This window comes from Bradyrhizobium sp. CCGE-LA001, from assembly GCF_000296215.2.
GTDB lineage: Bacteria > Pseudomonadota > Alphaproteobacteria > Rhizobiales > Xanthobacteraceae > Bradyrhizobium.
The window spans coordinates 5,344,457-5,357,210 of sequence record NZ_CP013949.1 but is presented as its reverse complement, the minus strand read 5'-3'; the positions used below and the strand labels follow the sequence as shown (position 1 = coordinate 5,357,210).

Sequence of the window (12,754 nt, the reverse complement as noted above, 5' to 3'; positions counted from 1 at the left end):
TTGTCTCGACCCGGCAAGTGGCGCGGCCGCGGGGCGCTCCCGCTTTTATGCCTTCCCTGATCCATCCGCGTTGGCTAGACAGGCAGGGTCACCTCTGCCCAACGGGCGCCGTCCAACCGATAACGACCGATAAAGAGACGACATGAGCGACGTGATCAAAACCGATGTGCTGATTATTGGCGCCGGCCCCTGCGGTCTGTTCGCCGCTTTCGAGCTCGGCCTTCTCGACATGAAGGCGCATTTCGTCGACATCCTCGACAAGGTCGGCGGCCAGTGCGCCGAGCTCTACCCGGAAAAACCGATCTACGACATTCCCGGCATTCCCCAGGTTTCCGGTCAGGGGCTGACCGACGCGCTGATGGAGCAGATCAAGCCGTTCCACCCGACCTTCCATCTCGGCGAGATGATCGAGACCGTGGAGAAGATCGGCGATCCCGCGTTTCGCTGCACCACCGATGCCGGCAAGGTGTTCGAATGCAAGGTGGTGGTGATCGCGGCCGGCGGCGGCTCGTTCCAGCCCAAGCGTCCGCCGGTGCCGGGGATCGAGGCCTATGAAGGCACCTCGGTGCACTATGCCGTGCGCAAGATGGAGACCTTTCGCGACAAGAACGTGCTGATCGTCGGCGGCGGCGATTCCGCGCTCGACTGGACGCTCAACCTGCATCCGCTGGCAAAGCGCATCACGCTGCTGCATCGGCGCGACGAGTTTCGCGCCGCGCCGCACAGCGTCGAGCAGATGCGCGCGCTGGTCGCGGGCGGCAAGATGGATCTGACGCTCGGTCAGGTCACCGCATTGTCGGGCGCCGACGGCAAACTCACCGGCGCCACCGTCAAGGGCAATGACAACAGCATGACAGAGGTCGCCTGCGACGCCATGCTGCCGTTCTTCGGACTGACGATGAAGCTCGGCCCGGTCGCAAACTGGGGCATTGCGCTGGAGAACAATCTGGTGCCGGTCGAGACCTCGGCGTTCGAGACCAATGTGCCGGGTATCTTCGCGATCGGCGACATCAACACCTATCCCGGCAAGATCAAGCTGATCCTGTGCGGCTTCCATGAGGGCGCGCTGATGTCGCAAAAAGCCCACCGCTACGTCTATCCGGAGAAGCGGCTCGTGTTCCAGTACACGACCTCGTCCTCCAGCCTGCAAAAGAAGCTCGGTGTCAACTGACCGCAGCCGAGCGGGCAGGCCGTGCCCCATGTTTCTGGTGCTGGAACCGTTCGCGAAATCGCCGTAGTCTGCGGCCATTGCGGTTGTGGCTTGGCAGGGTATTGGCTCAGCAAGGTGATGATGATGCGGACTCTCTTTTCCAGCTTTCGACTGCTCCCCTTTCTTGCGCTCGCACTGTCGCTGGCCGCGGTGACGCCGTCCGTGGCGCAGACCGCGGAGCCCACGGCGGCGGGTCTCTGGCAGAAGGTCGAAGACGGCAAGACGGTCGGATGGTTTCTCTTCGTCGATCGCAACGGGGTCTTCGAAGGCGCGATCGCAAAGACCTTCCCGCGTCCCGGCGACGATCCGAACGAGGTCTGCAGCAAGTGCACCGACGATCGCAAGAACGCGCCGGTGCTCGGCATCTCCTTCGTCCGTAACATGAAGCGCGAAGGATTGAAGTACGAAGGCGGCAACGTGCTCAATCCGCGCGACGGCCAGATCTGGAAGGCCAACATGAAGGTCAGTCCCGATGGCCAGACCCTGACGCTGCGCGGCTATCTCGGCATCGCGCTGCTCGGCAAGGACGAAACCTGGACGCGCCTGCCGGATGCCAACATCGCCCAGGTCGATCCTGCCATCGTCGCCAAATATCTCCCCGCCCAGGCCACCACCGCGAAGTCCGCGACACCCGCGGCCAAGAAGGGCGGCGCGATGATGGCACCGGCGCCCAAGCAGTAACGCACGTGCCGTTCCGGTCGGCGCTGAGCGCCGAACCCGGAATGACAAAGCAAAGCTTAGCGCGCCTGGCTCTCCGAACCCGCGCTCGCGAGCTGCTTGACCCGCGGCGACAGCACCGAGACCTGCGCCGGCGAAGCGGGCATGCCGGAGACGATCATCGCGGGGCTCGCCGACTGTTCCTCGACGCCGGCGCCGCCGAGCACCTGCACCTGCGTCGTCGAGATCGGAAACGATGTCACTTCGAAAGAGGGAAGCTCGGTGGCGAAGGCGCCGGCCGAGCCCGCGATCATGGCGCCGGCAACGGCAATCATCGAGAGGACACGCATTGGAAAACCTCCGTGGAAGATGTCAATCGGAGGTTTGGTCGCCCCGGTGCCGGGACAGGTTCGCTCATGTGCGAACGTTCTCATCGCTTGCGGCGCATATAATGATTGCTTGATGCGCAAGGACGAAACGAGGACGAAGTTTTCCGCGCCGATGTTTCAGGACGGTTTTGGGGAAGAGCCGGTGATCTCTTGGCTTGCCGGCCTCAGGTCACCGGCGCCGGATTGAACAGCGTCAGATCGTTGTGGATGCCCCAGCGATCCGACCACGGCTTGGTGCGGCCCGAGGCGACGTCGAGGATCAGGCGGAACAGGTCCCAGCCGGTCTCCTCGATGGTCTTCTCGCCGGTGGCGATGCGGCCGGCGTCGAAGTCGATCAGGTCCTTCCAGCGCCGGGCGAGCTCGCTGCGGGTCGCGACCTTGATCACGGGCGCCGCCGCAAGACCGTAGGGCGTGCCGCGGCCGGTGGTGAACACTTGCAGTGTCATGCCGGAGGCGAGCTGCAGCGTGCCGCAGATGAAGTCGGAGGCCGGCGTTGCTGCGAACAGCATGCCCTTTTGCGTCGCCTTCTCGCCGGGCGAGAGCACGCCGGTGATGGCTGACGAGCCCGACTTGACGATCGAGCCCAATGACTTCTCGACGATGTTGGCAAGGCCGCCCTTCTTGTTGCCGGGCGTGGTGTTGGCGCTGCGGTCGGCGCCGCCGCGGGCGAGATAGGAATCGTACCAGGCCATCTCACGCACCAGCGCGCGGCCGACGTCCTCGTTGATGGCGCGTCGCGTGAGCAGCTGGATCGCGTCGCGCACCTCGGTCACTTCCGAGAACATCACGGTGGCGCCGGCCCGCACCAGCAGGTCCGCGGCGAAGCCGACGGCGGGGTTGGCGGTGACGCCGGAGAAGGCATCGCTGCCGCCGCATTGCAGGCCGATGACGAGATCGGAGGCGGGGCAGGTCTCGCGCTTGCGGGTGTTGAGCACCTTCAGCCGCGCCTCGGCTTGCGTCATGATGGCATCGACGATCGCGCCAAAACCGTCGAAGGCCTCGTCCTGCATGCGCACGATGGCGTCGCTGATGCCTTCCGGCACCAGCCGCTCGGGCGCGAGCTTCTCGCAGCCGAGGCCGACGACGAGGATCTCGCCGCCGAAATTCGGGTTCAGCGCGATGTTCTGCAGCGTGCGGATCGGCACGACAGCGTCGGGCGCGGTGATGGCGACGCCGCAGCCATAAGCGTGCGTCAACGGCACGACGTCGTCGACATTGGGGTACTTCGGCAGCAGCTCGGCGCGGATGCGCTTGACCGCATATTCCATCGTGCCCTTGACGCATTGCACGGAAGAGGAGATGCCGAGGATGTTCTTGGTGCCGACCGAACCGTCCGGATTGCGGTAGCCCTCGAAGGTGAATCCTTCGAGCGGCGGCAGCGGCGCAGGGACCGCGGTCGAGATCTCGAGCTTGTCGAGGGCAGGGGCCTCCGGCATGCGGATGCGCGCCTCGTCGACCCATTCGCCGGCCTGGATCGGGGAGAGCGCGTAGCCGATGATCTCGCCATAGCGGACGATCGGCGCGCCTTCCGCGATATCGACCAGCGCCGTCTTGTGCCCCTGCGGCACGAAGGCCCGCAGCGTCAGCCCGCAGGCAAAGCGCGAGCCGGCGGGAAGCCCGAAATCATTGACGACGATGGCGACATTGTCGCGCTCGTTGAGTTTGATGTAGCGGGGCTGCTCTTTCGCTGCGACGTCCTGGTCCATCTGCGCTTGCCTCCGAAGCCGTAGGACGGGCAAAGGCGCAACGCGCCGTGCCCACCATGCTTCACATCGAACGTAGGCGGTGGGCACGCTTCGCTTTGCCCACCCTACGAGACCTCCCGTGGTCAGCCCGGGAACGTGTAAGCCGTCTTCACCGTGGTGTAGAACTCGCGCGCATACGAGCCCTGCTCGCGGGCGCCGTAGCTCGAACCCTTCCGGCCGCCGAACGGCACGTGATAGTCGACGCCGGCGGTCGGCAGGTTGACCATCACCATGCCGGACTCGCTGTTGCGCTTGTAGTGCGAGGCGTATTTCAGGCTGGTGGTGCAGATGCCGGAGGCGAGGCCGAACTCGGTGTCGTTGGAGATCGCCAGCGCTTCTTCGTAATTCTTGGCGCGAATGACCGCGGCGACCGGGCCAAAGATCTCTTCACGCGCGATGCGCATGTTGTTGTTGGCTTCGGTGAACAGCGCCGGCTGCAGGTAGTGGCCGGGGTTCTCGCGCTTGAGCAGCTCGCCGCCGAAGGCGAGCTTGGCGCCCTCGTCCTGGCCGATCTTGATGTAGCGCAGGTCCTGGTCGAGCTGGCTCTGGTCGACCACAGGGCCGATATGCACGCCGGCCTTGAGCGCGTCATCCACCGACAGGCTGTTCAGGCGCTCGGCCATCGCCGCGACGAAACGGTCGTGGATGCCTTCGGTGACGATCAGGCGCGAGGAGGCGGTGCAGCGCTGGCCGGTCGAGAAATAGGCGCCGTTGACGGCGACCTCGACGGCGGTCTTGAGGTCCGCGTCGTCGAGCACGACCAGCGGGTTCTTGCCGCCCATCTCGAGCTGGAACTTCTTCATCGGGTTCGAGAGCACGCAGGCCTGCGCGATCTTGCGGCCGGTCTGCACCGAGCCGGTGAAGGAGATCGCGGCCACATCGGGGTGATCGAGCAGGGTCTGGCCGACGACGGAGCCGGAGCCGACCACGAGGTTGAACACGCCGGCGGGAATGCCGGAGCGGGTGATGATCTCGGACAGTGCATGCGCCGAGCCCGGCACCAGCTCGGCCGGCTTGAACACGACGGTGTTGCCGTAGCAGAGCGCGGGCGCGATCTTCCAGGCGGGGATCGCGATCGGGAAATTCCAGGGCGTGATCATGCCGACGATGCCGACCGGCTCGCGCGTGAGCTCGACGTCGAGGCCGGGACGCACGGAGGCGCCCTTCTCGCCGATCAGGCGTAGCGCTTCGCCGGCGAAGAACGCAAAGATCTGGCCGGCGCGGGCGACCTCGCCGATCCCTTCCGGCAGGGTCTTGCCTTCCTCGCGGGCGAGCAGGCGGCCGAGCTCTTCCTTGCGGGCGAGGATCTCGAGGGAAATCTTGTTCAGCGCATCATAGCGCACCTGCGGCGTCGACTGCGCCCAGGCGGGGAAGGCGGCCTTGGCGGCGGCGATCGCCTTCTCGGTCTGGGCCTTGTCGGCCTTGGCATATTCGCCGACGAGATCGTTGGTGTTGGACGGGTTGATGTTCCTGGTGACGCCGGAGCCGTCGACCCATTCGCCGCCGATGAAGTTCTTCAGGATTGCCGTCATGTTGTCCTCCGAGATTTTCTCAACGCACGAGGCACGGACGCTTGTCGTCGAAGGTCCAGCCGGGGATCAGGTCCTGCATGGCAATAGCGTCATCGCGGGCGCCAAGTCCATGCTGCTTGTAGAGGTCATGCGCGGCGTCGACGGCCGCCCTGTCGATTTCGATGCCCAGGCCCGGCTTGTCGGGGACGGCGATCTTGCCGCCCTTGATCTGGAGCGGCTCCTTGGTCAGCGCCTGGCCGTCCTGCCAGATCCAGTGGGTGTCGATCGCGGTGACCCTGCCGGGGGCGGCGGCGCCGACATGGGTGAACATGGCGAGCGAAATGTCGAAATGGTTGTTGGAGTGCGAACCCCAGGTCAGGCCGTTGTCGCGGCAGGTCTGGGCGACGCGCACCGAGCCCTGCATGGTCCAGAAATGGGGATCGGCGAGCGGAATGTCCACCGCGCCCAGGCGGAGCGCGTGGGAGAGCTGCCGCCAATCGGTGGCGACCATGTTGGTCGCCGTGGGCAGGCCGGTCGCGCGGCGGAACTCGGCCATGATCTCCCGGCCGGAGAAGCCGGCTTCGGCGCCGCAGGGGTCCTCGGCATAGGCGAGGATGCCGTGCATGTCCTTGCAAAGGCTGACAGCCTCGTCGAGCGACCAGGCGCCATTGGGGTCGAGCGTCACGCGCGCGCTCGGAAAGCGTTTTGCGATCGCGGTGACCGCCTCGATCTCCTGCTCGCCGCGCAACACGCCGCCCTTGAGCTTGAAATCGGTGAAGCCGTAATGGTCGTGGGTGGCCTCGGCGAGCCGCACCACGGCCTCCGGCGTCATTGCTTCCTGATGGCGGAGGTTGAACCATTCAGCCTTGCCGGTCTCGTCGCTGACGTAATCGAGCTTCGACTTCCGGCGATCGCCGACGAAGAAGAGATAGCCGAGCGTCTCGACGCTGCTGCGCTGCTGGCCTTCGCCGAGCAGGGCCGCGACCGGGAGATTGAGATGCTGGCCGAGCAGATCGAGCAGCGCGGATTCGATCGCGGTGACCGCGTGGATCATCACGCGGAGATCAAAAGTCTGCTTGCCGCGGCCTCCGGCGTCGCGGTCGGCGAAAGCCGTGCGGATATCGGCGAGGATGTTGTTCATCGCGCCGACGGTCTTGCCGATCACGAGATCGCGCGCGTCCTGCAGCGTCTGCCAGATCTTCTGCCCGCCCGGCACCTCGCCGACGCCGGTGTGGCCGGCATTGTCGGTGAGGATGACGATGTTGCGGGTGAAGAACGGCGCATGCGCGCCGCTGAGGTTGAGGAGCATGCTGTCGCGGCCTGCGACCGGAATCACCTGCATCGCCGTGACGACAGGTGCGCCAGAAATTTCAGCCCGGGCCATTGCACGCTCCTCCCGTTGTCGCCGGCTATTCTGCCGCCTGTTGTGTCGATCGGATGGCGGGCAGATTCTTCACCAGCGCGGTCAGTTCCGCGATCTCTTGCTCGGTGAGATCGGTCAGCGGCGGACGGACCGGGCCGGAGTCGCGGCCGATCACCTTCATGCCGGCCTTGATGATCGAGACCGCATAGCCCTTCTTGCGGTTGCGGATGGCGATCAACGGCAGGATGAAGTTCTTCAGGCCGGCATGGATCGCTTCATGGTCGCGCCTGCGCACCGCGGCGTAGAAATTGGTGGCGAACTCCGGCACGAAGTTGAACACGGCGGAGGAATAGGTCGTCACGCCCATGTCGAGATAGGGCAGCGCGAAGGTCTCCGCCGTCGGCAGTCCGCCGATATAGGTGAGGCGGTCGCCGAGCTTGGTGTAGACGCGGGTCATCAGCTCGATGTCGCCGATGCCGTCCTTGTAGCCGACGAGGTTCGGGCAGCGCTCGGCAAGGCGTGCGAGCGTGTCGGGCTGGAGGATGGCGTTGTCGCGGTTGTAGACGATGACGCCGATCTTCACGGCGGCGCAGACCGCCTCGACGTGGGCGGCAAGGCCGTCCTGCTCGGCATGGGTGAGATAGGGCGGCAGCAGCAACAGGCCGTCGGCGCCGGCCTTTTCCGCGCCAACAGCGATCTCGCGGGCGATCGCCGTGCCATAACCGGTGCCGGCGAGCACGGGCACGCGACCCTTGGTCTCCTCAACGGCGACCTTAACCACTTCAGGAACTTCGGCCGGCGTCAGCGAGAAGAACTCGCCGGTGCCGCCGGCGGCGAACAGGCCTGCGACGTCATAACCGCACAGCCAGTCCATATTGGCGCGGTAGGTCGCCTCGTCGAAGGAATAGTCCGCCCCAAACGGCGTGACGGGGAAGGACAGGAGGCCAGATCCGATCTTCTGGGCCATTTCCTGCGGGGTCATCTTGCTCATGGGCGCGGCTCCCTTCGTGCGTGTTGTGGAGAACGCGGGCCGAGAGCCGCGCGTCCATGCGCCGGTGTTTAGGAGACGGTTCGATACGCGTCCAAGCCAAAGCCTATATCGACCGATGCGGATTGAGCATCAATCCTCCACCAGCTCCGCAGAGGACAATTCGCCGGCGATTTTGACCAGCGCCGACAGCAGAGGATTCTCGTCGTCGCGGCGCCAGACCATGAACAGCTCCACGGGAACGCGCGTGCGCAGCTTCAGCGGCCGCAGCCGGACGTCGGAGATCTTCAGGCTCGCCGCCGCCGCCGGCACGATGGCAAGGCCGAGGCCGGCGCGGACCATCGCGAGGATCGAGTGGATCTGGCTCAGATGCTGGACGTAGCGGGGCAGCACGTCGGCGCGCGTGAACAGAGCCACCAAAAGGTCGTGGAAGTACCGGCTCTCATAGGGCGAATACATCACGAAGGGCTGGTCGTCGAAATCCTTGATGGTGATGCTGTCGGCGCTGGCCAGCGGATGCTTCTTGGGGATCGCCGCGAGCAGGGGCTCGGCCACGACGCGGCGGCTGGCAAGCTCGGGCCGCGCGATCGGCGGCCTCAGAAGACCGGCATCGATCTGGCCGGAGGTGAGCGCCTCGAACTGGTCGCCCGACACCATCTCTTTCAGCGAGAAATCGACCTCCGGCAATTTCGCGCGGCAGGCGGCGACGAGCTCGGGCAGGAAGCCGTAGGCCGCGGCGGCGGTGAAGCCGATCTTCAGCGAGCCGGTCTTGCCGAGCGCGATGCGGCGGGCGACCTGCGAAGCGCTCTCCGCAAGCTTGAGGATGCGCCGCGCCTCCGGCAGGAAGCTGCGCCCCGCCGGCGTCAGGCGCACCGAGCGGCTGGTGCGCTCCAGCAGCGGCGCATCGATGATGTGCTCGAGCACCTGGATCTGCCGGGACAGCGGCGGCTGCGTCATATTCAGTCGCGCGGCGGCGCGGCCGAAATGCAATTCCTCCGCCACCGTGACGAAACAGCGGAGCTGGTTGAGGTCGAACATCGATACATGCCTTAGATGGATAAGGCGTTTCCCCGGCACTTCTAGCATCGATCACCCCCAAAACAAAGACGGCGGCTTTGCGGGCCGCCGTTGAGTTGCCTGGTCAAGCTCCCATGGGAGCCCTCAGGAGGAACGTTTGAGCGTCACCCGCTCGATCTTGCCGACGATCACGAGATAGGCGAACGCCGCCACCAGCGCGTTGAGGCCGACGAACACCAGCGCGCCGTTGAACGAGCCGGTCGCGGCCAGGATGTAGCCGATCACGATCGGCGTGGTGATCGAGGACAGGTTGCCGAAGGTGTTGAACAGGCCGCCGGAAACGCCGCCGGCTTCCTTCGGCGAGGTGTCGGAGACGACGGCCCAGCCGAGCGCGCCGATGCCTTTGCCGAAGAAGGCGAGGGCCATGAAGCCGACCACCAGCGCCTGTCCGTCGACATAGTTGCAGGCGATAATCGACATCGACAGCAGCATGCCGCCGACGATCGGGATCTTGCGCGCCATGGTCAGCGAGCCCGTCTTGCGCAGGATCGCATCGGAGATGATGCCGCCGAGCACGCCGCCGATGAAGCCGCACAACGCGGGCAGCGTTGCCACGAAGCCGGCCTGCAGGATCGACAGCCCGCGCTCCTTGACGAGGTAGACCGGAAACCAGGTCAGGAAGAAATAGGTCAGCGTGTTGATGCAGTACTGGCCGAGATAGACGCCGAGCATCATGCGGTTGGAGAGCAGCTGGCGGATGTGGTCCCAGCCTGAGCCGGCCTCGGGCGCGCGCCGGCGCAACGAATCGTCCATGGGCGCGTCGAGATCGACCAGCGCGCCGCCTTCCTTGATGTACTCGAACTCGGCATCGTTGATCGAAGGATGCTCCTTCGGGCCGTAGATGGTCTTGAGCCAGATGAAGCCCATGACGATGCCGAGCGCGCCCATCACGAAGAACACGAAGCGCCAGCCATAGGCGTGCGCGATCCAGCCCATCAGCGGCGCGAAGATCACGGTGGCGAAATACTGGCCGGAGTTGAAGAACGCCGACGCGGTGCCGCGCTCGCTGCTTGGAAACCAGGCCGCGACGATGCGGGCGTTGGCGGGAAAGGAGGGGGCCTCCGCGACGCCGACGAGCAGGCGAAGCGCGAACAGCACGACGACGGCCGTGCCGGCGCTGAGGAAGCCGACCCAGCCCTGCATCAGTGTGAACAGCGACCAGATGATGATGCTGAAGGCATAGACGAGCCGCGAGCCGAAGCGGTCGAGCAGCCAGCCGCCCGGCACCTGCGCCAAGACATAGGACCAGCCGAAGGCCGAGAAGATCCAGCCCATGGCGACGGGATCGAGATGCAGCTCCTTGGAGAGCGCGGGACCCGCGATCGAGAGCGTCGCGCGGTCGGCATAATTCACGGTGGTGACCAGGAACAACATGGTCACGATGAACAGCCTGACGCGAGACCTCCTCACGTCCGCTGCGGACACCACTGCGCTCATCACGCGCCTCCCTTAAGTCTCGGCCCGTTTCCCCGAGGCGAGTCCTAGAGGCGCGCGCTGTGACGTGTCCAAGTTCAAGGCAGTATCGATCGATGCCGTTTTTGGATTGATGGAAAGGCGGGGAGAGGGAACGATGTAGAGGTTGCGAACTCGCGCCATGCAAACCGCTGTCATTTCCCGCGAAGGCGGGGAATCCAGTACGCCGCGGCGCCCCGATTCAATCACGGCTGCTGCGGCGTACGGATCGCCCGCCTGCGCGGGCGACGACACCGAGTCAGCGGAGGCAGCGCGAAGCCCGCATGAGCGAAGCGATATGCGGGGAGAGCGGTCCCGGATGTCGCTGCGCTCATCCGGGCTACGAAGCCGGCGCCTACTGCCTTGCGCTCGGCAACAGCTGCGGCAGCAATCCGCGCGTCACGTTCGGTGGCACGGCATCGAGGCCGAGCACGGCGCTCGCGGCGGGCAGTGCGGCATCCGCCATCGCGGCATGGCCTTCAGCGCTCGGATGCACGGCGCCGCCATAGACGGCGGAGAGCACGCCCCAGGTCGCGTCGTGAATGTCGGTCGGCTGGCTCGCGGCTGGCAAGCCTTGCGGATAGGTCATCGCGGCGAAATAGCTGTCATTGGCATCGCGAATCCAGCGCGCGCGCGGCAGGTAGGCGCGGTATTCCGAGGCGCCGCGGCCGCACAGCATTGGCTGGCTCGCCGCCGTCACGATATCAGGATTGAAGCTCTGGCCGTTCTCGGCAAAGCAGCTGCGGTCGAATTCTGGATCGTTGCCGGAATGCGCGCAGAAGCCGTGATCGGCGAACGCGGCCTGATGCGCGTCGACGAAGGTCATGCGGTCGGCTTCCGGATCGCGGCACAGCGCGCCGCGGGTGCAGGTGGCGAGCCCTTTCAACTGCGGCAGGAATTCTGTGTCGACGAAGGTCGAGACGCGGGCGAGGCGTTGTGGGTCGGCGTTGAATGACGGATGGATGTCGAAGCCGGCGCGGCCGCCGCGGCACGGCACGCCGCCGTCCGCGAGCGCCGGGTTGGCGTAGGAGACGTAGACCACGCGCGAGAGGTCGCCGCCAACCAGGGGCTTGAGCGCCTCGCGCAGCTTGACGAAGTTCTGCGGCAGCTCTCGCTGGAGCGCATCACGGGAATCGTCGACGCTCGCCATCACGCCGGAGCGGCGGAACAGCGCTCGTTCGGTGGTGGTGTCGACGATGACGTCGGCGACGAGGCCGGAGAAGTAGACGTCGTTGGCGCCAACCGACAACAGCACGAGATCGAGCGTGCGGTCGGGCTGGCGTTTCTTCGCCGCGGTGAGCGCCTCGCGCAGCTCGGCGACCTGGGCGTTCACGCTGGTGTTGCACACGCCGGTCTTGCCGGGCGGGCATTCGCGGGCGCGTTGCGAACCGAGCAGCCCGTCGCCGATGCTGGCGCCGGTGCAGGCGAGCGGCAGGAAGGTCACGGCGATGTGGGTGTAGCGCACCGCGAGCGCCAGCGCCGTGCGGGCCTGGTAGCTGTAGAGCGAGCGATGGCAGGGCGCGTTGAACCAGAGCGCGCTGTAGCGCTGCCAGTTGGCGAGCGTATCCGGCGCCTCGCAGGCACGGCCGCCCTTGAAGCCGTGGCGGCTCGGCCGGTAATATTGCGCGCCGGCCGTGCCGAGATAGGAGCGGAAGCAGAAGCCTTCGTCCGAGAGCGCCAGTGGCCGGTCCGGATTGCCTTCGCCGGAAGCGATGCTGTCGCCCAGGCCGGCGACGAAGATGTCGCGGACCTGGATCTCGGCCTGGACCCGCTGGGTCGGATCGGAGCCGGAGGAGACGTCGACGGTCGCGACCGTCTGCTTGCCGTAGCGGACCCGCAAATTGATCGGCTCGGCGCAGTCGAAGGTCGAAGTCTGCGGCCCGTCGCCGTCGTCGAACGACCAGGCGCAGGTGGCGCCGACCGGCACTGCGCCGTCGAGGCGCACGGTGACGGGATGGTCGATCGGAGTGATGTAGTTCTCCTTGACGTTGTCGCGGGTGCAGGGCTGGTTGACCCGGCCCTGCAGGTCGATGCAGAGGCGGTTGACCATGTTGCGGGCCCAGCCGCGGCCTTCGCTCTGGAGCTCCAGCGACTGCTCGGCGGCCAGGATGCTGCGGTTGCGCGCATTCTCGACATGGAGCAGGAAATCGCGCTCCTCGCGGAACAGGCGGAAGCGGTTGCGCACCTCCCAGCTGATCTGTATGGCGCCGGCGCCCTGCGCGGCGGCGCGCTCGGGCGCCAAGGCGATCAGAATCCCGGCAAGCAGCAGGGCGCCTGCGGAGAGAGTACGGATGGCGAGAGGGATCATGGCCCGCGTGTTCAACGGCAAAGTTGAGGCGGAAATAAGAGAGGATTGCTCTCC

At 66.0% G+C, this 12,754-nt stretch carries 10 protein-coding genes; 2 read left to right on the top strand and 8 right to left on the bottom strand.

Annotated features, from left to right (window positions below; genetic code table 11):
• The first annotated feature begins 142 nt into the window (after positions 1–142).
• Together BCCGELA001_RS25110 and BCCGELA001_RS25105 are read left to right on the top strand one after the other, a co-directional pair.
• Entirely contained in the window at positions 143–1,171 is a 1,029-nt protein-coding gene (locus tag BCCGELA001_RS25110; protein WP_060736570.1) for an NAD(P)/FAD-dependent oxidoreductase, read from the top strand.
• A 123-nt stretch (positions 1,172–1,294) separates the two neighbouring features.
• The gene (locus BCCGELA001_RS25105; RefSeq protein ID WP_060737820.1) at positions 1,295–1,891 is read left to right on the top strand and encodes a DUF2147 domain-containing protein; all 597 of its coding nucleotides are present in this window, start codon (positions 1,295–1,297) and stop codon (positions 1,889–1,891) included.
• A gap of 56 nt (positions 1,892–1,947) precedes the next feature.
• On the opposite strand, the gene BCCGELA001_RS25100 is transcribed toward BCCGELA001_RS25105, so the two are convergent.
• From BCCGELA001_RS25100 to BCCGELA001_RS25065, 8 genes are all read right to left on the bottom strand, one after another.
• Entirely contained in the window at positions 1,948–2,217 is a 270-nt protein-coding gene (locus BCCGELA001_RS25100; protein ID WP_008566736.1) for a hypothetical protein, read from the bottom strand.
• 203 nt (positions 2,218–2,420) lie between these two features.
• Positions 2,421–3,962 carry a galactarate dehydratase gene (gene garD / locus BCCGELA001_RS25095; protein WP_060736569.1) on the bottom strand — a complete coding sequence of 514 codons (1,542 nt, stop codon included), beginning with the start codon at positions 3,960–3,962 and terminating at the stop codon, positions 2,421–2,423.
• A 122-nt stretch (positions 3,963–4,084) separates the two neighbouring features.
• Positions 4,085–5,533, bottom strand: a complete 1,449-nt coding sequence (locus BCCGELA001_RS25090; RefSeq protein ID WP_008554900.1) for an aldehyde dehydrogenase family protein — start codon at positions 5,531–5,533, stop codon at positions 4,085–4,087.
• A 19-nt stretch (positions 5,534–5,552) separates the two neighbouring features.
• On the bottom strand, positions 5,553–6,896 hold the full coding sequence (gudD, locus tag BCCGELA001_RS25085) for a glucarate dehydratase (RefSeq protein ID WP_008554899.1): 1,344 nt from the start codon (positions 6,894–6,896) through the stop codon (positions 5,553–5,555).
• A gap of 25 nt (positions 6,897–6,921) precedes the next feature.
• A complete protein-coding gene (gene kdgD, locus BCCGELA001_RS25080; protein ID WP_008554897.1) occupies positions 6,922–7,866 on the bottom strand; it encodes a 5-dehydro-4-deoxyglucarate dehydratase in 945 nt (314 codons plus the stop codon).
• A 129-nt stretch (positions 7,867–7,995) separates the two neighbouring features.
• Positions 7,996–8,901 (bottom strand): LysR substrate-binding domain-containing protein, encoded by a 906-nt coding sequence (locus tag BCCGELA001_RS25075; RefSeq protein WP_008554896.1) that lies wholly within the window; start codon positions 8,899–8,901, stop codon positions 7,996–7,998.
• Between the two features lie 123 nt (positions 8,902–9,024).
• The gene (locus tag BCCGELA001_RS25070; RefSeq protein WP_060736568.1) at positions 9,025–10,377 is read right to left on the bottom strand and encodes an MFS transporter; all 1,353 of its coding nucleotides are present in this window, start codon (positions 10,375–10,377) and stop codon (positions 9,025–9,027) included.
• 370 nt (positions 10,378–10,747) lie between these two features.
• Positions 10,748–12,700, bottom strand: coding sequence for a hypothetical protein (locus tag BCCGELA001_RS25065; protein ID WP_060737819.1), 1,953 nt, complete (start codon positions 12,698–12,700; stop codon positions 10,748–10,750).
• Between the last annotated feature and the right edge of the window lie 54 nt (positions 12,701–12,754).

What these genes read in the sequence shown, in the direction of transcription:
- gudD (WP_008554899.1), bottom strand. Translation starts at nt 6,896, where the DNA reads ATGGCCCGGGCTGAAATTTCTGGCGCACCTGTCGTCACGGCGATGCAG.
- BCCGELA001_RS25065 (WP_060737819.1), bottom strand. Translation starts at nt 12,700, where the DNA reads ATGATCCCTCTCGCCATCCGTACTCTCTCCGCAGGCGCCCTGCTGCTT.
- BCCGELA001_RS25075 (WP_008554896.1), bottom strand. Translation starts at nt 8,901, where the DNA reads ATGTTCGACCTCAACCAGCTCCGCTGTTTCGTCACGGTGGCGGAGGAA.
- BCCGELA001_RS25090 (WP_008554900.1), bottom strand. Translation starts at nt 5,533, where the DNA reads ATGACGGCAATCCTGAAGAACTTCATCGGCGGCGAATGGGTCGACGGC.
- garD (WP_060736569.1), bottom strand. Translation starts at nt 3,962, where the DNA reads ATGGACCAGGACGTCGCAGCGAAAGAGCAGCCCCGCTACATCAAACTC.
- BCCGELA001_RS25110 (WP_060736570.1), top strand. Translation starts at nt 143, where the DNA reads ATGAGCGACGTGATCAAAACCGATGTGCTGATTATTGGCGCCGGCCCC.
- kdgD (WP_008554897.1), bottom strand. Translation starts at nt 7,866, where the DNA reads ATGAGCAAGATGACCCCGCAGGAAATGGCCCAGAAGATCGGATCTGGC.
- BCCGELA001_RS25070 (WP_060736568.1), bottom strand. Translation starts at nt 10,377, where the DNA reads ATGAGCGCAGTGGTGTCCGCAGCGGACGTGAGGAGGTCTCGCGTCAGG.
- BCCGELA001_RS25100 (WP_008566736.1), bottom strand. Translation starts at nt 2,217, where the DNA reads ATGCGTGTCCTCTCGATGATTGCCGTTGCCGGCGCCATGATCGCGGGC.
- BCCGELA001_RS25105 (WP_060737820.1), top strand. Translation starts at nt 1,295, where the DNA reads ATGCGGACTCTCTTTTCCAGCTTTCGACTGCTCCCCTTTCTTGCGCTC.